General features: G+C 66.7%; 18 protein-coding genes. 2 read left to right on the top strand and 16 right to left on the bottom strand.

What is annotated here, in order from left to right:
• Positions 1–119: 119 nt before the first annotated feature.
• The 10 genes from PDM29_RS16020 to PDM29_RS15975 form a co-directional block, all read right to left on the bottom strand.
• Positions 120–1721: a calcineurin-like phosphoesterase C-terminal domain-containing protein gene (locus tag PDM29_RS16020; RefSeq protein ID WP_311191057.1), complete on the bottom strand. Its 1602-nt coding sequence runs from the start codon at positions 1719–1721 to the stop codon at positions 120–122.
• 90 nt (positions 1722–1811) lie between these two features.
• Positions 1812–2435, bottom strand: a complete 624-nt coding sequence (hisIE, locus tag PDM29_RS16015) for a bifunctional phosphoribosyl-AMP cyclohydrolase/phosphoribosyl-ATP diphosphatase HisIE (protein ID WP_311191056.1) — start codon at positions 2433–2435, stop codon at positions 1812–1814.
• The gene (hisF, locus tag PDM29_RS16010) at positions 2425–3201 is read right to left on the bottom strand and encodes an imidazole glycerol phosphate synthase subunit HisF (RefSeq protein WP_311191055.1); all 777 of its coding nucleotides are present in this window, start codon (positions 3199–3201) and stop codon (positions 2425–2427) included. The genes hisIE and hisF overlap by 11 nt, the downstream gene beginning before the upstream one ends.
• Positions 3195–3929, bottom strand: a complete 735-nt coding sequence (gene hisA, locus PDM29_RS16005; protein ID WP_311191054.1) for a 1-(5-phosphoribosyl)-5-[(5-phosphoribosylamino)methylideneamino]imidazole-4-carboxamide isomerase — start codon at positions 3927–3929, stop codon at positions 3195–3197. Before hisA ends, hisF begins: the two co-directional genes overlap by 7 nt.
• Entirely contained in the window at positions 3926–4528 is a 603-nt protein-coding gene (hisH, locus tag PDM29_RS16000) for an imidazole glycerol phosphate synthase subunit HisH (protein WP_311191053.1), read from the bottom strand. Before hisH ends, hisA begins: the two co-directional genes overlap by 4 nt.
• A complete protein-coding gene (gene hisB, locus PDM29_RS15995; protein ID WP_311191052.1) occupies positions 4525–5598 on the bottom strand; it encodes a bifunctional histidinol-phosphatase/imidazoleglycerol-phosphate dehydratase HisB in 1074 nt (357 codons plus the stop codon). The genes hisH and hisB overlap by 4 nt, the downstream gene beginning before the upstream one ends.
• On the bottom strand, positions 5595–6683 hold the full coding sequence (gene hisC, locus PDM29_RS15990; RefSeq protein WP_311191051.1) for a histidinol-phosphate transaminase: 1089 nt from the start codon (positions 6681–6683) through the stop codon (positions 5595–5597). Before hisC ends, hisB begins: the two co-directional genes overlap by 4 nt.
• Positions 6680–7975 carry a histidinol dehydrogenase gene (gene hisD / locus PDM29_RS15985; RefSeq protein WP_311191050.1) on the bottom strand — a complete coding sequence of 432 codons (1296 nt, stop codon included), beginning with the start codon at positions 7973–7975 and terminating at the stop codon, positions 6680–6682. The genes hisC and hisD overlap by 4 nt, the downstream gene beginning before the upstream one ends.
• Entirely contained in the window at positions 7972–8883 is a 912-nt protein-coding gene (gene hisG / locus PDM29_RS15980; protein WP_311191049.1) for an ATP phosphoribosyltransferase, read from the bottom strand. Before hisG ends, hisD begins: the two co-directional genes overlap by 4 nt.
• A gap of 11 nt (positions 8884–8894) precedes the next feature.
• Positions 8895–9215 (bottom strand): YerC/YecD family TrpR-related protein, encoded by a 321-nt coding sequence (locus PDM29_RS15975; RefSeq protein WP_311191048.1) that lies wholly within the window; start codon positions 9213–9215, stop codon positions 8895–8897.
• Between the two features lie 248 nt (positions 9216–9463).
• On the opposite strand from PDM29_RS15975, the gene PDM29_RS15970 reads away from it, so the two are divergent.
• The gene (locus tag PDM29_RS15970; RefSeq protein WP_311191047.1) at positions 9464–11104 is read left to right on the top strand and encodes an ankyrin repeat domain-containing protein; all 1641 of its coding nucleotides are present in this window, start codon (positions 9464–9466) and stop codon (positions 11102–11104) included.
• Positions 11105–11539: 435 nt separating this feature from the next.
• Here the strand turns inward: PDM29_RS15970 and hisS are convergent, their stop codons facing one another.
• A complete protein-coding gene (hisS, locus tag PDM29_RS15965; protein WP_311191046.1) occupies positions 11540–12937 on the bottom strand; it encodes a histidine--tRNA ligase in 1398 nt (465 codons plus the stop codon).
• Positions 12938–13077: 140 nt separating this feature from the next.
• Here hisS and PDM29_RS15960 point away from each other — a divergent pair, with 140 nt between their 5' ends.
• On the top strand, positions 13078–13839 hold the full coding sequence (locus PDM29_RS15960; protein WP_311191045.1) for a Crp/Fnr family transcriptional regulator: 762 nt from the start codon (positions 13078–13080) through the stop codon (positions 13837–13839).
• A gap of 47 nt (positions 13840–13886) precedes the next feature.
• On the opposite strand, the gene thrC is transcribed toward PDM29_RS15960, so the two are convergent.
• The 5 genes from thrC to PDM29_RS15935 all read right to left on the bottom strand — a co-directional run bounded on the left by thrC (position 13887) and on the right by PDM29_RS15935 (position 19960).
• Complete coding sequence (thrC, locus tag PDM29_RS15955; RefSeq protein WP_311191044.1) at positions 13887–15176, bottom strand: threonine synthase; 1290 nt, start codon at positions 15174–15176, stop codon at positions 13887–13889.
• Positions 15177–15210: 34 nt separating this feature from the next.
• Positions 15211–16137 (bottom strand): homoserine kinase, encoded by a 927-nt coding sequence (locus PDM29_RS15950; RefSeq protein ID WP_311191043.1) that lies wholly within the window; start codon positions 16135–16137, stop codon positions 15211–15213.
• Complete coding sequence (thrA, locus tag PDM29_RS15945) at positions 16134–18659, bottom strand: bifunctional aspartate kinase/homoserine dehydrogenase I (RefSeq protein ID WP_311191042.1); 2526 nt, start codon at positions 18657–18659, stop codon at positions 16134–16136. Before thrA ends, PDM29_RS15950 begins: the two co-directional genes overlap by 4 nt.
• Positions 18660–18745: 86 nt before the next feature.
• On the bottom strand, positions 18746–18883 hold the full coding sequence (locus tag PDM29_RS15940; protein ID WP_311191041.1) for a hypothetical protein: 138 nt from the start codon (positions 18881–18883) through the stop codon (positions 18746–18748).
• A gap of 126 nt (positions 18884–19009) precedes the next feature.
• Entirely contained in the window at positions 19010–19960 is a 951-nt protein-coding gene (locus PDM29_RS15935) for a DMT family transporter (protein WP_311191040.1), read from the bottom strand.
• Positions 19961–19972 lie beyond the last annotated feature (12 nt).

Below are 19972 nucleotides of genomic sequence, written 5' to 3'. Positions count from 1 at the left end.
GCACCGTACCGTTGCGTATGGGGATCGAACGAACCGAACGGGTGCCCGATCAACCCGCGTCGCCCGTCCCCAGCCGGGCAAGCCCGGCTCTACGGGGCGGCGACATCGTCCACCGCAGGTCAGGGCTTGGCCACCTGCAGCCGGTACGTAGTGCTGGCAGTCGCGGTGGAGCCATCCGCCTGCGCGGCGCGCACTTCCACTTTGTGTTCGCCGGCGGCCAGGTCGGTCGGCAGCGCGCCGCGCCACAGGTGCGGCGAGGCGGTGGCTTCGGGCGAGCGGTCGAAGCCGCGCAGCTTCTCGGCGGTGTCGTCGGCCACGTTTTCCACCAGCAGACGCGGGTCCGGCTGCTCCACGCGCTTCATCGGCTGCCACGCGCCACCGTCCACACGGTACTCCACGGCGGTGTCGTCCTGGCCCATGAACACGTTGGCATACACGCCCCAGGCCGGGTACGCGCCCTTGCGCAGCACCTTCGGCGCATGCAGGGAAATCTGGTAGTCATCCGGCGCGCGCGCCACGTAGTAGCGCAGCGCGTACTCGCCGGCCGGCTTCACGCTCAGCACCGCATAGCCGTTCGGGGTGCCGTCGCTCATGGTGGCGTCGGGAATGCCGTTGCTGTCCTTCACGCCCGACCAGAACGCCCCGCAGGCCGCGCCGACGTTGTACTCGTGCAGCGGCTTGGCACCCTGCCAGCCCTCGGCCGCACCATGGTAGTAGTGCTGCTGGGTGTGGCTGTGCCCGCTGAGCACCAGCACATGCGGGAAGTCCTTCAACAGCGCGAACAGCTTGGCGCGGTCGGCGTGACGGAAGGTCTCCCGGCCCGGCGCAGCGTCGAACAGCGGAATGTGCATGCCCAGCACCAGCAGGCGATCGCGCGGCAGGGCTTTCAGATAATTGGCCAGGAAGGTGAACTGATCCGGGCGCAGCCCGCCGATGTACTTCGGCTTGCCATTCGGGTCGTACACCACGTCGTCCAGGAACACGAAGCTGGCCCCGCCCTCTTCCACCGCATAGGTGTCGGGACCGTACACGGCGCGCCAGCTGTCCAGCGAATGCTGGTCGGTGGGGGCATCGAAGTCCAGGTCGTGGTTGCCCGGCACATGGAACCACGGCACCTGCAACTGCGCGGTGGCTTTGTTGAGTTCCGGGTACAGGCTCAGGTCGTCGTTGACGATATCGCCCAGCGTGGTGCCCAGCCGCGCCTTGTGCTTGCCGATGATCGGTTCGACGATGGCGCGCTGGTAATACCCCACTTCCTGGCGGGTGGCGGTCTGCGAATCGGTGAACACCAGCATGTCGAAACCGTCGCGCGCGCCGTCAGCGTCCTTCAACGGCTCCAGCGCGAAGTCCCAGTTGCGGGTGTTGCTGCCGGTGGCCGCGATGCCGTCGTACTTCAGCTTCGGCGAGCCCTGCGGTGCGAAGTGCCGCCAGAAGCCCGGCATGCCGTCAGCGCGGGCCGGGAAGCGGAACTCGTCCGGCTTGATCACGAACACCGTCTGGCCATCACGCACCGGCAGGCTGTAGCTGCCATCCGCCGCCGTACGCACGATCACTTCGCCGTTGGACATCTGTACGCCGGCCAGCGCCGGGTCGGTCGGGCCGCGGCCCGGTTTGCCGTCGCGCTCCTGGTAGACCTTGCCGGTGACGGTGGCCTCGCTGGCGGCCCAGGCCGGTGCGGAAATCAGCAGCAAACAGGCCAGCCAGGCGGTCTTGCAGGTCATCGGAGCGGTCCGTATCGAAGGGGGCGATTGTAAAGCCGCACATCATCGCGCGGACCGCGTTTCACCAACGTTAAATGCGTGCCCGCCGCATCAGCGGGCGTGTCGTTCCTGCAGCACGGCGACCGCGTCGTCCAGCGAAAGGCCGCGCGCGCGCAGCAGCACAATCAGGTGGAACAGCAGGTCGGCCGACTCGCCCAGCAGCGCGGCGTCGTCCTGCACCACGCCGGCCAGCGCGGTTTCCACCCCTTCCTCGCCCACCTTCTGGGCGATGCGGCGCACGCCAGCTTCGAACAGACTCGTGGTGTAGCTCTTCTCCGGGCGCTGCTGCTCGCGCCGCTGCACCAAGGCGTCCAGCCGCCCAAGGAAGTTGCCCGGGGCACGCTCGAAGCAGCTTTCCGCGCCGGTGTGGCAGGTCGGTCCGGCCGGGCGCGCGGTGACCAGCAGGGTGTCGTTGTCGCAGTCCACCCGTACCGCAAGCACGCTGAGCACGTTGCCCGACGACTCGCCCTTGGTCCACAGGCGCTGTTTGCTGCGGCTGTAGAAGGTCATCTGGCCGCTGGCCAGGGTGGCCGCCAGCGACTCGGCGTTGGCATAGCCCAGCATCAGCACGGCCAACGTATCGGCGTCCTGCACCACCACCGGCAGCAGGCCGTCGCCCTTGCTCCAGTCCAGCTGCTCCAGCGCCTGCCGGGACGGCAGCACTTCAATAGACATCACGTACCTCGATCTGTTGCATGCGCAGGAACTGCTTCAGCGCGGGAATGGCAATCGACCCACTGTGGAACACGCTGGCGGCCAGCGCCCCGTCCACGTCGGCCTGGTCGAACACGTCGGCAAAGTGCTGCATCTCGCCAGCCCCGCCAGAGGCGATCAACGGCACCTGGCAGACCGCACGGGCCTGGGCCAGCTGCTCCACGTCGTAACCGCGGCGCACGCCGTCGCTGTCCATGCAGTTGAGCACGATCTCGCCCGCACCCCGGCGTTGTACTTCCTGCACCCAGTCCAGGGTACGCACCGGTACCGCCTGGGTTTTGCTGGGATCGCCGGTGAAGCGGCGCACGCGCCACTGGCCATCCGGCTCGCGCACGGAGTCGATGCCGACCACCACACACTGCACCCCGAATTCGTCGGCCAGTTCGGTGATCAGCTCCGGCCGGCCCAGCGCCGGCGAGTTGATGGAGATCTTGTCGGCACCGGCAAACAGCACCCGGCGCGCGGTTTCAACGCTGTCGATGCCGCCGGCCACGCAGAACGGAATGTCGATCAGGCGCGCGATGCGCTCGATCCAGGCCACGTCCACCGAGCGCGCTTCCGGGCTGGCTCCGATGTCATAGAACACCAGTTCGTCCGCGCCCTGGTCGCGGTAGCGCTGCGCCAGTTCGGCGATGTCGCCCATGTCGACGTGGTCGCGGAAGCGCACGCCCTTGACCACGCGGCCATCGCGCACGTCCAGGCAGGGAATGATGCGCCGGCTCAACATGCCAGTGCCTCGCCCAGGTCCATGCGCTGTTCCAGCAGCGCCTTGCCCAGTACCGCACCAGCACAGCCGGCCGCACGTGCAGCGGCCACGTCGGCCACGTCACGTACACCGCCGGAAGCCTGCACTGCCACGCCGGGCAGACGTGCAGCGAGGTGACGGTAGAGCTCCAGATTCGGGCCGGCCAGCATGCCGTCGCGCGCGATGTCGGTGCACAGCAGGTGGCGCAGCCCAGCGGCCGCATAGCGGTCGGCGAGCACATCCAGGGTAACTCCGGCGTTTTCGGTCCAGCCGTGCACCGGCAACTGCCACAGGCCCTGCTCGTCCTGGCGTGCGTCCAGCGCAATGGTGATGCGTTCCGGGCCGAACTCGCCCAGCCAACCGATCACCTGTTCCGGCTCGCGCACTGCCAGCGACCCGACCACCACGCGGCTGGCACCTGCCTCCAGAATGCGCGCCACGTCATCGCGGCTACGTACGCCGCCGCCGGTCTGCACCTGCAAACCGGTGTGGGCGCGGATCGCACCGAGCAGCGGAGCCAGCGTGTAGCCGCCGGCGCGGGCCGCGTCCAGGTCCACCAGATGCATCCAGTTCGCGCCCTGCGCTTCAAACGCCTGTGCTCGCGGCAGCGGATCGTCGCCGTAGTGGGTCTCCTGCGCATAGTCGCCCTGACGCAGGCGCACCACGCGGCCTTCGCGGATATCCAATGCGGGGTAAACGGTGAAGCTCATACAGCAGTGCCCTCAAGGAAATTACGCAGCATCAGCGAACCGGTGTCGCCAGAACGCTCGGGATGGAACTGGGCACCGAAGTAACGGCCCTGCTCCACCATCGCGGTAAACAGCCCACCGTGATCGCAGGCGGCCACGGTGTGGGCGTTCAGCGGTGCGGCGTAGCTGTGCACGAAGTAGGCACTGGCGCGCTCGGGAATGTCCTTCAGCAGCAGCGACGGCTTCAGCGGCAGCAGCCGGTTCCAGCCCATGTGCGGCACGCGGATGCCGGTGGCCGGCACCAGCTTGCGCACCGTGCCGGGAATCAGCGCCAGCGTTTCCACGCCGGACTCTTCCGAATGCTCGAACAACAGCTGCATGCCCAGGCAGATGCCCATCAGCGGCGCTTCCAGACGCCGCAGCGGTTCCACCAGTCCCTGCTCATGCAGGCGTTGCATTGCTGGCTTGGCCGCACCCACACCGGGCAGGATCACCCGCTGCGCGCCTTCCAGCCCGGCTGCGGTGCGCACCAGCTGCACGCGCGCGCCGAGGCGCTCCAGTGCATAGCGCACCGAGCCCAGGTTGGCCCCACCGGCATCAATCAGCGCAACCTCGGTCACAGCGCCCCCTTGGTGCTGGGCAGTGCCGTGCCCTGGCGCGGTAGCGCCTGGCGCAGCGCACGCGCCAGCGCCTTGAAGCAGGCTTCCACCTTGTGGTGGTCGTTGTCGCCGCGCACGCTCAGGTGCAGGTTCAACCCGGACGCATCGCACAGCGAGCGGAAGAAGTGCGGCACCAGTTCGGTCGGCATGTCGCCTACCCGTTCGCGCTTGAACTCACCTTCGAACACGAAGTACGGGCGGCCACTGAAATCCAGCGCGGCGCTGGCCAGGGTTTCGTCCATCGGCAGGGTGAAGCCATAGCGACCGATGCCGCGCTTGTCGCCCAGCGCCTCACGCAATGCCTGACCCAACGCCAGCCCGGTGTCCTCAATGGTGTGGTGTTCGTCGATGTGCAGGTCGCCCTCGGCCTGCACGCTCAGCGCGAAACCGCCGTGCTTGCCGATCTGCTCCAGCATGTGGTCGAAGAACGGCAGGCCGGTGTGGGTTTTCGGCTCGGCGGTGCGGTCCAGGTCCACATCCACGCGGATGCGGGTTTCTTTGGTATTACGCTGCACGGTGGCGCGGCGCGGGGCGTCGGCCAGTTCGTGGGCAATGCCGTTCCAGTCCCACTCGCCGCCGAACTGTCCGGTGCGTAGCTGGAAGCCGCGGATGTTCATGTTCTGCGCGAACTGGATGTCGGTCGGGCGGTCGCCCACCATGCCCGAACGCGCCCAGTCGATGTTCCGGTCCTGCAGGTACGGCAGCATCATGCCGATGCCCGGCTTGCGGGTCGGCGCGCTGTCGTGCGGCCAGGTGCCGTCAATCAGCACGTCACGGAACACGATGCCCTGGCTTTCGAAGATCTGCAGCATCAGGTTGTTGGGGCCGTCGAAGCTTGCCTGCGGGTAGCCCTCGCTGCCCAGCCCGTCCTGGTTGCTGACAATCACGAACTGGTAGCCGGCATCGCGCAGCTTGAGCATGGCCGGAATCACATCGCGTACGAAGCGGATCTTCTCGTACGCGTCGATCTGGAAATCGGCCGGCTCTTCAATCAGGGTGCCGTCGCGGTCGACGAACAGAATAGGGGTCATGCGGCGGCCCTCCCGGCGGTGAGTACCTGCAGCACACGGTCGTTCTCGGCCGGGCTGCCCACGGTGATGCGCAGGGCGTCGCCCAACTGCGGTGCGGCGCGCTGGTCGCGCACCACCACACCGGTGGCGAGCAGTGCGTCGAATGCCCTCTGCGCGTCATTGAAGCGGACCAGCAGATAGTTGCCCTGTGAGGCATACACGCGGCGGACGCCGGGTGCATTCTGAAGTGCCTGCTGCAGGCGGGCGCGTTCGGCCTTCACTTCGGCCACGCGTGCTGCGGTGGTGGTCAGTGCCGCCGGCTCCAGCGCGGCCAGTGCCAGCGCACTGCACGGTGCCGGCACCGGGTACGGGGCCTGGCAGCGGCGCAGCAGCTGGATCAGTTCCGGCGCGGCGATCAGTGAGCCGATGCGGGCAGCGGCCAGGGCGTGCGCTTTGGACAGCGTGCGCAGCACGGCAAGGTTGTCGTAACGGTCCAGCAGGGTCACTGCGGAAGGCTGCTCGGCGTACTCGCCATACGCTTCGTCGACCACCACCACTGCCCTGCCCCGCAGCGCGGTGGCGACGCGTTCGATGTCGCTCAAGGCGATGCTGCTGCCGGCCGGGTTCGACGGCGTGCACAGGAACACCAGCTTGGCCTTGCCCGACAGTGCGGTGGCAATGATCGCGTCGATGTCGGCGTTGAGCCCAGTGTCGCTGTCCACCAGCGGCACTTCCAGCAGCGGCGCGTTCTGCAGACGCGCACACACCGCGTACATGCCGAACACCGGCGGCGTCACCAGCACCGCGTCGCGGCCGGGCTCGCACAGGGCGCGCACCAGCAGATCAATCGCTTCGTCGCTGCCGCGCCCGATCAGCAGCTGCTCGGGCGTGCAGCCATACAGCGCGGCCAGCCGCGCGCGCAGCGCCTCCGGCTGCGGTTCCGGGTAGCGGCGTGCGCTGCCCTGTGGGTCGGCCGGGTTGGCCCAGGCCGACTCATTGGCGTTGAGCCATACATCGCCCACCAGCGCGCTGCTGCGCGCCGAGGAGTAACCCGCAAACGCGCGCAGATCCTCGCGCACCAGCGAAAGCACGGAGGAGGCGTTCATGCCGCCGTCTCCATGCGCAGCGCCACCGCATTCTCGTGCGCGTCCAGGCCTTCCGCGCGGGCCAGCACGCGTGCACTGTCACCGATTCCGGCAATGCCCTGCACCGTGGCCTGCTGCACGCTGATCATGTTCTGGAAGCTGGACACGCTGACGCCGCTGTAAGCGCGCGCGGCACCGGCCGTGGGCAGCACGTGGTTGGTGCCGCTGCAGTAGTCGCCCAGCGCTTCCGGCGTGTAGTCACCCAGGAACACCGAACCGGCGGCCTCCACCTGCGGCAGCCAGTCACGCGGCTCGCGCAGGGCCAGAATGAGATGTTCCGGTGCGTAGCGGTTGCTGATCTGGAAGGCCTGCACCAGCGACTCGACCAGGATCAGTCGTGAACTGCCCAATGCCTGCGTGGCAATATCCGCGCGGGACAGCTGGGCCAGCTGTTCCTGCACCTGCGCCTCCACCTTTTCCAGCAGCGCGGCATCGTCGGTGAGCAGCAGCACCTGCGAATCCGGGCCGTGCTCGGCCTGCGAAAGCAGGTCAGCGGCCACGAACGCGGGGTTGGCACCCGCATCGGCAATCACCAGCACTTCCGACGGGCCCGCTGGCATGTCGATGGCGGCGGCCCCGTCCTGCGCAACCTGCTGCTTGGCTTCGGTGACATAGCTGTTGCCCGGCCCGAACAGCTTGTCGCAGGCCGGTACGCTGTCGGTGCCGTAGGCCATCGCGGCAACCGCCTGCGCACCACCGAGCTTGAACACCCGGTCTACGCCGGTCAGACGCGCCGCGACCAGCACCGCGGGATCGGCGGTGCCATCCTTGCGCGGCGGCGTGCACAGCACCACTTCCCGGCAGCCGGCCAGCTGTGCCGGCACGCCCAGCATCAACGCGGTGGACGGCAACGGTGCGCTGCCTGCGGGCACGTACAGGCCAACGCGGCCAATCGCACGCACCATGCGCTCGCAGCGCACACCCGGCGCGGTGTCCACCGCATAGCCCTGGCTCATGCCGGCCTTGTGGAAGACGCGGATGCGTTCGGCGGCATCGATCATCGCCTGGCGCAGTTCGGCCGGCACCGCACGTTCGGCGGCGGCAAATTCCTCGTCGCTGACTTCAAAGCTGTCGGGCGCGATGCCGTCGAAGCGCAGGCTGATTTCGCGAAGCGCGGCATCGCCGTCTTCGCGCACGGCAGCAATCAGGGCGGCGACCGATTCACGGGTGCGTGCGGCCACCGCCTGTACCGGACGCTGCAGCGCATCGGCCTGCGCAGCGCTATCAAGTTGGTTCCATTGCAGACGATTCATGCCAGCGACCGCTCCACGCTCAGTACCTTCAAACCCTGCGCACCGGCGCGTTCCAGTTCTTCCAGACGCTGCCAGGTGAGCGCGCCGTGGCACATGGTCTGCAGCCGCAGGTGGCCACCATCGTCGGGCAGCTGTTCCAGCGGATCCGCATCCGGCAGCAGGCGGGTCAGTTCGCTGACGCGTTCGGCGGCCGCGCGGAACATCAGCAGCTTGCTGTCCTGTTGCTTGACCACGCCGTCCAGGCGACGCAGCAGCATGGCCATCAGGCCGGCGCGGGCGTCGTCGGGCGTGCGCACCGGGCCGGCCAGCACGGCTTCGCTTTCAAGCAGAGTCTCGACGGGCTTGAGCTGGTTGGCGGCCAGGGTGGCACCGCTGGACACCAGGTCGCAGATCAGGTCGGCGGTGCCCAGGCGTGGGGCGATTTCGACCGAGCCGGACAGTTCCACCACCTGGGCATCGACGCCCTGGGCGGCCAGCCAGTCGGTGAGGATGGCAGGGTAGCTGGTGGCGATGCGCTTGCCGGCCAGTTGCTGCACGCCCTGCCAGTCCCATTCTTCGGGCACGGCGAGCATCAGGCGGCACTGGCCGAAGTTCAGGCCTCGCAGGGCCTGGTAGGTATCGGGCAGACCGATCTGGCGGCGCGCGGCGGCCTGCTCGTCCAGTTCGTTGCGACCGACGATGCCGAAGTCGCAGACGCCATCGGCAATCAGGCCGGGGATGTCGTCATCGCGCACCAGCAGCAGGTCCACCGGCAGCGATTCGCCATAGCAGAACAGCTTGTCGCGGCTCTGCCGCCAGCTCAGGCCGCAGGCGGTAAGCAGGCTGCGGGCGGGCTCGGCGAGGCGGCCACTCTTCTGGATGGCGATACGCAGCCGGTCACGTGCCGGGGCGTTCTGGGTTGCACTCATGGGGGAGGTCTCTACTCGGATTCGGGGGTGGCAGACGTGACGGCGATGGCGGCGGCATAGCCGCGATGCCCATGCTCGAGGGAACGGGCGACGCGCCCGGTGGTGGTCACGCTGACACCGGTCAACTCATGGATTTCGCGATACGGCACGCCCTGCTGCAGCAGCGGCACCACCTTCCAGCGGTCGGCCAGGGCCTCCAGCTCGGCGGGGGTGCACAGGTCACGCAGGAAGGCGGTGACTTGTTCAGGTTCAGTCAGGCCAGCAAAGGCCCGCGCCAGGCACTCAAGGTCAGCCTGGGGGTCCTTCTGGCGGGGGTCGGGGCGTGTTTTCATCGTATCAATGTAATAGCGTGCTATTACATTAGCGCAAATTTTCCCCCATGCCAAATCGCTGAGGCTTCCGATTCATCTGGGGCTTTGGCTTTACGTAGAGCCGGGCTTGCCCGGCTGCTGTTGGATTCAGGCGAACGACCGGTTTTGACTGCATCCCTGACTTTGTTGGCCCGGTAGCGTCGGTCGACAGACGACGGCCGTGAAACCCCCAACATCCGGTAACGCATGACCCCGGAACGACACCGCCGATGCTCCGGCATGTCCCTATAGATCGAAATCAGGAAGCGCCTGCGCCCGCCGCATCAGACCATATCGCCCCCATTGCAACCGCTGACCGTCTCAGCCATACCGCTGTCATGCCCATCGAGCCCCTTGCCGCATCAACCTCCGCATCGCGCGCAATCAACCACGACACCAACCACACCGTTCAATCAGACTCCGCGCTGCCCCTGGGCAGCCTGCTCAACGGCCCCTCGCCGCTCCCCTCTGATGCAACGACGCCGCAGAAACACACACCGCAGTTCGCAAATCTCAACCTCATCTCATGCGAAAGCCGGCAATCACTTCTCGAAAAGCTGACTACACAGGATCTGGCTTGCCTGGTGCAGGCAGCCAACGCGTTGCGCGCTGACTGCCTCACTGCGGCAATGTCCAAGGACCCTGCAACGCTTAACGCGCAGTGGTTTGACGCCGCTGGCCGCAACGACACGGACACGATCAGCGTTCTGCTCGAGGCTGGCTTCGACCGTAACACCCTTGACCACGACAGAAAGACGGCTATTTACTACGCAGCCGGAAACGGAAACCTTGAAGCGACAAAATTGCTGCTGGATCCGGTAGGAGACGGGCTAGGCGTCACCACAGTGGATGGCGCTTCAGGGGCGTCTCATCTGCTTCACTATTTCGCCAGCTGGGGCCATGCCACTGCCGTCAGCACACTCATCGCCGCGGGCTGTCATCCTGACTCCATGGAATCAGGAAAAACCGCGCTGATGGCTGCAATCGAGGTAGGCAAAGAGGAGTGCATTCGAACGCTGCTGGACGCAGGCGCGAGCGTGAATGGGACCAACACTCCTGGCAACGATAGTCCCCTCTCCATCGCGGTTCGAGAGAAGCGAAACACGGTCGTCCAGATGCTGCTTCAAAAGCCAGGCATCAACCTGACAAACTACGACAGCGAAGGACTGACCCCGGTCGGTAGAGCGAAGCAGGACCGTCTGTACGACCGGCTCAAGCCCAACATGCTTGAGCTTTTTAAAGAGCATATGGCAAAACGCGAGCATCCCGAGGCAAGAGCGTGGACCCGGGCTGCTGTTGCCGGTGACATCAGCACGCTGACCGACATTCACTCCCGGCATGGAAGCGATTTCGTCGATGCGTATTCCCCTGGTTCCAACAGCGCTCTCCATTTTGCCTCAATGAATGACCGCCAGGAGGCGGCCGCATTGCTGCTCAGTTGGGGTGCAGATCCGGGCGCACACGTCGGGGATGGTATGACGCCAACGGGGGTCGCAGTGATCAAGGGCCATGCAGGCATGGTTGCGCTGCTGTTGAAAATCCCCCAGAACCTCGACGTCCTGGACGTGTGGGGGACATCGGTTCTGCTCAAGGCCGTCGCCATGAAGCGAGCTGACATCGTCAGCCTGCTTCTAATTGCCGGAGCCTCAGCCAATCTCCCGGAAAACAGACACCAGGAGACGCCGCTTCATGCTGCGGCGTGGAATGGAGATACAGCCACACTGAGGTTGCTGCTCCAGCACGGGGGCGATCTGCGCGCCTTGAACAAGGGTGGATTGACACCATTGGATCGTGCTCGACTGTCCGGCTCGGCTGAGACTGTCAGCGTGATCGAGGATCACCTGCGAAATACTGAAGCCAGCAGAGCGTAGGAACGTCCGCGAGGCTCATCCTGGTGGCGTCGCCGCCGGACGACACGGGCAAGCAAAAATCAAGCTGGTGTCGATCCGGGGTCATGCGTTACCGGATGTTGGAGATTTCACGGCCGTCGTCTGTCGACCGACGCTACCGGGTGCGCGAATGGGTTTTGATCTTCCGTGGACACCGACGCACTGTCGATGGCGGGTCGGGATGGGCTGGAGGGGGCGTGAGCCGCATGGATGCGGCGACCGAGGCTCCAGGGATGGATTCACGCCGTCCCCCGGAACGCCCATTCCGAGCCGCCAAACCGGGGATACCGCGAGGCGGGGGTTGTTCGCATGAGCCCAACAGCAGCCGGGCAAGCCCGGCTCTACGTAGCCTTCCGACCGCCGAAAGAACAACGGCACCGTCAGGTGCCGTTGTTGTTTCAAGCATTCGACAATCCATCACGCCATCGCGCGGGTCTGTTCCAGTTCTACCTGCAGGGCACTGGCCAGTTCTTCGCGGGCGACTTCGAACTGCTGTTCGCGCAGCAGGTCCTTTACCGCCACCACGCCGCGGGCCAGTTCGTCTTCGCCCACCAGCACCACGAAGCGGATGCCCGCCTTCGCGGCGTACTGGAACTGCTTGCCGATCTTCTTCGGCTCCATCTGCACTTCGGTGTTGATGCCACCGGCGCGCAGGCGACGGGCCAGGTCCAGCGAATCCGGCAGGCCGTTGTCGTCCATCAAGGCCACCAGCGCGTGCACGCTGCTGTCTTCGATGCCGGCAATCAGCCCGGCTTCCTGCAGCTGCCAGAACAGGCGGCTCAGGCCGATGGAAATGCCCACGCCCGGCAGCTTCGACTTGGTGTAGTGGCTGGCCAGGTCTTCGTAACGGCCGCCCGAGCAGATCGAGCCGATCTGCGGGTGGTCGGTCAGCGTGGTTTCGTACACCGTGCCGGTGTAGTAATCCAGGCCGCGCGCAATCGAGAAGTTCAGGCAGTACGACGTTTCCGGCACACCCAGTGCCTTCACCAGCGTCAGCACCTCGCGCAGTTCGGCCACGCCCACCTTCAGCGTTTCGCTTGCGGCCGCGTCCGCCACCAGCGCGTCCAGCTGCACCAACGCATCGGCGTGGCTGGTCGAACGCACCGCCACGAACGCCAGGATGCGTTCCACCTGCTCGGCGGGAATACCAAACCCTTCGCCGGTCAGCGTTTCACGCACGTAGTCCGCGCCGCGCTTGTCCAGCTTGTCCACTTCACGCAGCACCGCCAGCTGGCGCTCACCGTCGGCCACGCCCAGGCTTTCGAAGAAGCCGCGCATCAGCTTGCGGTTGTTCAGCTGTACCGAGAAATCACCAATGCGCAGTTCCGAGAACACCGCGTGGATCACCGCCAGCACTTCGGCGTCGTAACGCGTGCTCAGCGTGTCCTTGCCGATCACGTCGATGTCGCACTGGTAGAACTCGCGGAAACGACCGCGCTGGGCGCGCTCGCCGCGGTACACGCGCTGCATCTGGTAACGGCGGAACGGGAAGGTCAGGTCGTGCTCGTGCTCGGCCACGTAACGGGCCAGCGGCACGGTCAGGTCGAAACGCAGGGCCAGTTCCGGCAGGCTCTTGTCGCCGGCTTCGGCCGCGTTGGCCAGGGCACCGGTGGACTGCGCGAAGTACACCTGGCGCTCGGTTTCACCGCCGGACTTGGTCAGCAGCACATCCGACAGTTCGAACACCGGCGTTTCGACCGGCAGGAACCCGAACCGCTCGTAATTGCGGCGGATGACGTCCAGCATGCGCTGGAACGCGATCTGCTGGCGCGGCAGCAGTTCCAGGGTGCCGGACGGCGTACGGGGCTTGATCACTTGCGGGGCTCCTGCTCGAACGTGGGGTGTGCGGACCGTCTATTGTAGCCGCAGCCGGCCTTCCGGCCCCAGCGACGGGCTGTAATCCGGCTGAACCGCCGCATGAAGTATCATAGGGACGTCCCGCTCACTGGCTGCACATGTCCCGGCCCCACTCCGGCACCGCACTTTCCGCTGTAGACGACCCCGCACCGGGGTGTTCAACGCTGAAGGACTGCCTGCACTGCTCGGTCCGCCATCTGGCGGTCTGCTCGGCGCTGTCGCCGGATGAAGTGCAGGCGCTGGAACGGGTGACGATCTCGCAGCCGTTGCCGCTGGGGGCCACCCTGGCCCGCGCCGGTGAGCCGCGCCAACATGTCTATACCTTGACCAGCGGCGCGCTGCGGCTGGTTCGCACCCTGGCCGACGGCCGCCGCCAGATCAGCAGCTTCGTGCTGCCCGGCGACTACCTGGGCCTGACCGGCAGCGACCATCACCGCTACGACATCGAGGCCATCGCCGACAGCCGGGTGTGCCGGGTGGCGCTGAGCCAGATGAAGGACCTGCGTGCGCGTTATCCGCACCTGGAGCGCAAGCTGCTGCAGCGTGCCTGCCAGGAACTGGACGCTGCCGCCGATGCGGCCTTGGCGCTGGGCCGGTTGCAGCCGGCGGAAAAGCTGGCTGACTTCCTCCTGCGGCTGGCGGCACGTGAGGCCCCGCTGGGCGGGAATGCGCTGCGGGTGACCCTGCCGATGGGTCGCGGTGATATTGCCGACCATCTGGGGCTGACGATGGAAACGGTGAGCCGTACGTTTACCAAGCTGCGCCAGTCGGGGCTGATTGCCCTGCCCCATCTGAACACCGTTGAGATTCTGGATCAGGACGGGTTGCGCGAGCTTTCGGCCGACGAAGGCTGGGCGTAATCGCGTAGTGACGGGCCATGCCCGTCAGCCGTTCGCGCCAACGCCTGTCACCCCAACAACACCTCCCGCAACGCCGCATATTCCGGCGCACACGGCTCGGCCTTCGCCGGCCGCTCCAACAAAGCCGCCAACGCCGCCGGCACCTCCAGCGGCCGCCCGATCAACGGCTCCACCACCGATTCAAACTTGGCCGGGTGCGCGGTCGCTGCCACAGCCCAATGCCCCTGCACGCCTTCAGCCCGCAGTTGCTCCAGCAGATGCACCGCGGTCGCCGTATGCGGGCAGAACACCTCCCCCGCCTCGGCATAACGCCGGCTAATCACCTCCTGAATCGCCGCGTCATCCACGGACTCGCTGCGGAACGCCCCGCGCAGCGCAACATCATCCTCGCCAAACAACCAGCGCAACCGCTCAAAGTTGCTCGGTGCGCCCACATCCATCGCATTGGCCAACGTCGCCACACTGGTCGCCGGGCTGTACGCCGCACCATGGAAAAAGCGGGGCAGCACCGCATTCGCATTGGTGGCCAGCGCAATCTGCCCGATCGGCAGGCCCATGCCACGCGCCAGCACTGCGGCCATGGCATTACCCAGGTTGCCAGTCGGCACCACCAGATTGAGCACTTCCCCGGTGGCCGCATGGTGATTCAACGCGGCATCGGCGTAGTAACTCATCTGCGGCAGCCAGCGCCCGAGGCTGATGCTGTTGGCCGAGCTCAACGGCACCTGCTTCTGCAGCTCCTCATCACCCAGCGCCTGCTTCACCATCGCCTGGCAGTCGTCGAACGAACCGGCCACGCGCAGGGTGTGGATGTTGTCGCCAAAGCACCCCAGCTGATGCGCTTGGCGTGGCGACACCCGGCCGTCTGGATACAGCACCACCACGCGGATCCCCGGCAGGCGATGGAACGCCGCCGCAACCGCCGCACCGGTGTCACCCGACGTGGCGACCACAATGGTCAGCGGACGGCTCTGGTCGCGCTGCAGCCGCGACAGGCTGGCGGCCAGGAAGCGCGCACCGAAGTCCTTGAACGCAGCAGTGGGTCCATGGAACAGCTCCAGCACATGGTCCTGCGGCGTGGACAGAGGCACCAGTGGAGCCGGGAAGGTAAACGCCTGTTCGCACAGCGCAGAAAGGTCAGGCTGCAAGGCATCACCGGCAAAGTACGGTGCGAGCACGGCTTCGGCATTGGCGGCCAGGCTGCCGCGCGTCGACCATGCCTGCGGCTGCGGACGCACTTCTGGCACATACAGACCACCATCCGGCGCGAGACCGGCAGCCAGCGCCTGGCTGAGCGACGCGGCGGGCGCGGCATGACGCGTAGAAACAAAGTTCATGAAAAGTCCTGAAAGTAGAAAGACGAACCCGTGCTCACAGCAGATGCGCCGCCGGCGCGTTCAACGGCGATACCCACGCCTGGCTGTCGAATCCGGCGTCGGCAAATGCCTGCTGCACCGAGGCGCGAGCGGCTTCCGCCGCTTCGCGCTGCTCGAACCAGGCAAACACGCTGGGCCCGGCACCGGAAATGCTGGACCCCATCGCACCGGCCGCCAGCGCCGCATCGCGAGCGGCTTCAAAGCCGACGATCAACGCGGCACGGCGCGGCTCCACCAGCACGTCACGCAACCCTGCCCGCACCCGCGCGCCGTCCCCGCTGTAACAGCCGCTGATCACCAGCGCCAGATTGGCGCTCTGCGCCACGAATTCGGACAACGCGTAATGCCCCTGCAGGGCGGCACGTGCGCGGCGCGTTTCCAGCACCGCATCCGGATGCACCAGCAGGCTGTGCCACGCCTCTGGCACTGGCAGCTTCACCAGCTGGTCTGCGGTGCTCAGCACCAGCCCACCCAGCAGCATCGGCCCCAGGTTGTCGCCATGCCGGCCGCCGCTGGCCACTGCTTCACCGGTCAGCGCGAAGGGATACAGCGCTTCGCGCGACAAGGGTTCGTCCAGCAGCGCATTCGCCGCCACCAGTGCCGCTACGCAGGACGCGGCCGAACCGCCCATGCCAGAGCCGAGCGGAATGCCTTTGTCGATCTCGATCTCAAAGCCGAACGACAGCGCCAATGCCTCACGCAGTGCAATCAATGCCGCACCGGCGGTGTTGGCGGCGGCCTCCAGCGGCAGATCCACGGTGGTGCCACGAATCGCGACGATGCGCACCTCGGGTTCTGCGATGCGCCGCACCGTGACGGTGTCGCCCACGCCGGTGATGGCGTGGCCCAGAATGTCGAAGCCCACCGCCACGTTGCCGACCGAGGCTGGCGCAAACGCCTTCGCAATGTCGCTTTCGCTCACAGGCGCGCCCCTTCGCCGGCGGCCACGCGCAGCACATCGGCGAACACGCCGGCGGCGGTCACTTCCGGGCCTGCGCCCGGGCCCTGCACCACCAGCGGGTTGTCGCAGTAACGGCGCGTGGTGAACGACACCACATTGTCGGTGAGGCGCAGGTTAGCGAACGCATGGCTGACCGGCAGTTCCACCAGCCCGACCTGTGCGCCTTCATTCGACAACCGCGCCACGTAACGCAGCACCGCGCCACGCGCCTTTGCCTGCGCCAGCCGTTCGGCAAAGGCGGCATCCACACTGGACAGTCCGGCCATGAAATCGGCCACGCTGGATTCGCGCAGGGACGCCGGCACCAGGCTTTCCACCTGCACCTGTTCCAGGCTCAACTCGCGCCCGGCCTCGCGCGCCAGAATCACCAGCTTGCGCGCAACGTCCACGCCGGAAAGGTCATCGCGCGGGTCCGGTTCGGTATAGCCCAGACGGCGCGCTTCGGTGACCAACTGCGAAAACGGAGCCTGCCCGTCGTACTTGTTGAACAGCCACGCCAACGTGCCGGAGAAGATACCGTCGATGGCCAGGATCTCATCGCCGGTGTCGACCAGGTCGCGCAGCGTGGTGATCACCGGCAGCCCGGCCCCCACAGTGGCCTCATAACGGAAGCGCGCGCCGCTGGTCGCCGCGGCTTCACGAATGGCGTGGTACCGCGCCAATGGGCCGGCCCCGGCCTGCTTGTTCGGGGTGACCACATGGATGCCGGCCGCCAGCCAGCCGGCATAGCGCTCGGCCACTTCGGCACTGCCGCTGCAATCAATGATCAGCGCATGCGGCAGATGGGCCGACTGCAGGTGCTCGGTGAATTTATCCAGATCGGACGCCTCGCCCTGCCCGGCCAGCGCGGCGCGCCAGTCGCCACTGAGTCCCCGCGGCTCCAGCCGCATGCGGCTGCGCGAGGCCACCGCGCGCAGCCGCAAGTCCACGTTGGCGCGGGCCAGCAGCCCACCGTGCGTGGCCAGCAGCTGATCCAGCAATGCCGCACCCACGTTGCCCGGCCCGATCACGCCCACCGAGAAGGTCTGCGGCGACAGCCAGAAGCCCGCGTGCGCCGCGCGCAATGCCTTGGTTGCCTGGCCGCTGTCGACGGCGACGGAGATGTTGCGCTCGGATGAGCCCTGCGCAATCGCCAGAATGTTCACCTGCGCGCGACCCAACGATTCAAACAACCGCGCGGCCACACCCGGCTGCCCGGCCATGCCGTCGCCCACCGCCGCCAGCACGCTGACGTTGCCGGTCAACTGCACGCGCTGCACCTGGCCCACGCTCAGTTCATGTGCGAAGGCCTGCAGCAGCGCCGCGCGTGCCGCCGCCGCTTCGGCCTGGCGCACCACACAGCAGATGGAATGTTCCGAAGAACCCTGGGAGATCATCACCACGGACACGTGGGCGTTGCGCAGCGCCGCGAATACGCGCTCGGCAGTGCCCGGCACGCCGATCAGCCCGGTGCCTTCCAGGTTCAACAGGGCCAGGTCCGGGCTCAGGGTCAGGCCCTTGATCGGGCCGCCCACGGTGCGCTCACCGGTGATGCGGGTACCGGGGTGATCGGGCTGGAACGTGTTGCGGATGATGATCGGCAGGCCGCGCTCGATCGCCGGCGACATCGTCTGCGGATGCACCACCTTGGCGCCGAAGTACGCCAGTTCGCAGGCTTCGTCGTAGCTCAGCGCTTCCAGCTGCACCGCTTCGGGCACCACGCGTGGGTCAGCGGACAGCACGCCGTCCACGTCGGTCCAGATATGCAGTTCATCGGCATTGAACAGCGCCGCGAAGATCGCGCCGGAGTAGTCGCTGCCGTTGCGGCCCAGCGTGGTGATGCGGTCGCGGCGGTCGCGTGCCACGAAGCCGGTGGCCACCACGCGCGGCCCCGGATTCGCTTCGCGCCATTCGGCCAGCCGCAGCGCGCTCTGCTCCCAGTCCACGTCCACGCCCAGTTCACCGCGGTCCACCACCAGCACGTCGCGCGCATCCAGCACCGCGCAGTCGTGACCGATGCTGCGGAAGTAGTACCCCAGCAGGTGCGCCGAATACACCTCGCCCAGACCCTGCACGCGGTCCAGCACTTCCGGCGGCAACCCGCCGATCACCCCGAGTGCCGCCAGCACTTCAGCCAGGTGGTCGAAGCGCGCATCCAGCCATTCCACCGTGGGACCGGAATGCTCGCCCAGCAGCGCCACCGCCGCACCGCGATGGCGTGCGCGCAGGGCGTGCCAGTCATCGCGCCACTGCGGGGCATCTTCGGCGGCGCGTTCGGCCAGTGCGATCAGCGCGTCGGTGACGCCTTTCATCGCTGAGACCACGGTGACCTGAACAGCCTCGTCGCGGGCCAGTAGCAACTGGGCCACATGGCGGTAACGCTCGGCGTCGGCCACCGAGGTGCCGCCGAACTTGTGCACCACCGTGGCGGTGGCGACTTTCAGCGGCGAAAGCGGCGCGGAAGCAGCGGCGGCGTCAGAAGATGGAGCGGCAGCGATGGACATGTTGACCTCGATTGAGGCCCCGCGTCATCCAGGCTGAAGGGAATTCCCCGCCACCTGGTCTGGTGCGGGGCCGTGGTTTTCGGAAGTTACGCGAAGACGACGGACCGCACCGGACGAGTGGTACCGGTGGTAATGGTGGTGGTGCCGATGCTGCGACCAGACGTCTGCGCGCCGCCGATAAGGGCGGTGGTGAGCAGAGCAGCGGTGGCGGCGATCAGGACCATGCGCCAAGAAAACAACGCGGCCGGGCAGCTTGTCAAGTGTTGCGCCGCAAAAATCCAAAGCCACCCATCTTCACGCAATGTCGTTGAAAACGTTACGAATGTGACCATCCATATCGCACAACGCTTTCACCCCACATGCTCCGCCACCGCACGCGGCGGCCGGTGTGCATGCGCACACAGCAGCACCCCCGACACGAGGCAGGCAATCGCCAGCAATTCCATCAGCGTCGGCCAGCGCTGTTGCCACGCGAACCCGTACAACAGCGCAAACAGGGTCTCAAACACGATCATCTGCCCGGTCAGCGTCAGCGGCAGGTTCTGGCTGGCGCGGTTCCAGCAGGCATTGCCCACCACCGAGGCCACCACCGCCACGCCGGCACTGATCACCCAGAACCACACCCAATCCGACGACACATGCACCGTCGCCGAAGGCAGCACGAACGCACTGGGCACCAGCAACAGCGCCAGCCCGCCGGTGGCCACGCCGGTCAGCAACGACCAGTCGTGCCCGGACAGATCCGGCCGCCGGGCCAGCCAACGGCTGTTGCCGATGGAGTACAGCGCCCACGAGAACAGCGCGCCGAACGCACACAGCAGCCCCAGCAGACGCCGGCCTACCGAACCTTCGGCATGTTCGGCCTGCAACGCTTCGTAGCCGACCAGCGCCACGCCCAGAACACATAACGCCAGCGCCGGGGCCAGCTGCTTCAAAGGCACCGCGCCTTTTTCGCGCACGCCCACCAGGGTCACCACGACAGGAATCAGTCCCACGATCAGCGAAGCCGCCGCACCGCCGGCCCATTGCACCGCGTTGGAGAGCAGCACGAAATACACCAGGTTGCCGGCGAGGCTGAGCCAGAGCAGCCCCTTCCATTCGGCAGCACCGATGCGCGTGCGCAGTTCCTTCCAGCGCGGGGCGAGCAGGATGATCGCGATCAGGCCGTACACCAGGTAGCGGCCAGCCGAGAGTTGCACCGCGCTGAACTGGCTGAGCACGGCAGGAGCCAGGAACACCACGCCCCACAGCGCGCCAGCGGCGACGCCGTTGGCAATGCCAACGCCCATTGAACGGTTCATCAGACTACGGGG

Origin of the sequence: Stenotrophomonas oahuensis, assembly GCF_031834595.1 — a bacterium.
GTDB classification, from domain to species: Bacteria; Pseudomonadota; Gammaproteobacteria; order Xanthomonadales; family Xanthomonadaceae; genus Stenotrophomonas; species Stenotrophomonas oahuensis.
The sequence above is the reverse complement of the archived record's forward strand: the minus strand, read 5'-3'. Positions and strand labels throughout refer to the sequence as shown.

Coding starts and splice junctions, on each gene's coding strand:
- PDM29_RS15960 (WP_311191045.1), top strand. CDS start 13,078: ATGTCCCGGCCCCACTCCGGCACCGCACTTTCCGCTGTAGACGACCCC.
- hisA (WP_311191054.1), bottom strand. CDS start 3,929: ATGAGCTTCACCGTTTACCCCGCATTGGATATCCGCGAAGGCCGCGTG.
- PDM29_RS15970 (WP_311191047.1), top strand. CDS start 9,464: ATGCTCCGGCATGTCCCTATAGATCGAAATCAGGAAGCGCCTGCGCCC.
- hisB (WP_311191052.1), bottom strand. CDS start 5,598: ATGACCCCTATTCTGTTCGTCGACCGCGACGGCACCCTGATTGAAGAG.
- hisF (WP_311191055.1), bottom strand. CDS start 3,201: ATGTTGAGCCGGCGCATCATTCCCTGCCTGGACGTGCGCGATGGCCGC.
- PDM29_RS15940 (WP_311191041.1), bottom strand. CDS start 18,883: ATGGTCCTGATCGCCGCCACCGCTGCTCTGCTCACCACCGCCCTTATC.
- PDM29_RS15935 (WP_311191040.1), bottom strand. CDS start 19,960: ATGAACCGTTCAATGGGCGTTGGCATTGCCAACGGCGTCGCCGCTGGC.
- PDM29_RS16020 (WP_311191057.1), bottom strand. CDS start 1,721: ATGACCTGCAAGACCGCCTGGCTGGCCTGTTTGCTGCTGATTTCCGCA.
- hisIE (WP_311191056.1), bottom strand. CDS start 2,435: ATGTCTATTGAAGTGCTGCCGTCCCGGCAGGCGCTGGAGCAGCTGGAC.
- thrC (WP_311191044.1), bottom strand. CDS start 15,176: ATGAACTTTGTTTCTACGCGTCATGCCGCGCCCGCCGCGTCGCTCAGC.
- thrA (WP_311191042.1), bottom strand. CDS start 18,659: ATGTCCATCGCTGCCGCTCCATCTTCTGACGCCGCCGCTGCTTCCGCG.
- hisC (WP_311191051.1), bottom strand. CDS start 6,683: ATGAACGCCTCCTCCGTGCTTTCGCTGGTGCGCGAGGATCTGCGCGCG.
- hisD (WP_311191050.1), bottom strand. CDS start 7,975: ATGAATCGTCTGCAATGGAACCAACTTGATAGCGCTGCGCAGGCCGAT.
- hisG (WP_311191049.1), bottom strand. CDS start 8,883: ATGAGTGCAACCCAGAACGCCCCGGCACGTGACCGGCTGCGTATCGCC.
- PDM29_RS15975 (WP_311191048.1), bottom strand. CDS start 9,215: ATGAAAACACGCCCCGACCCCCGCCAGAAGGACCCCCAGGCTGACCTT.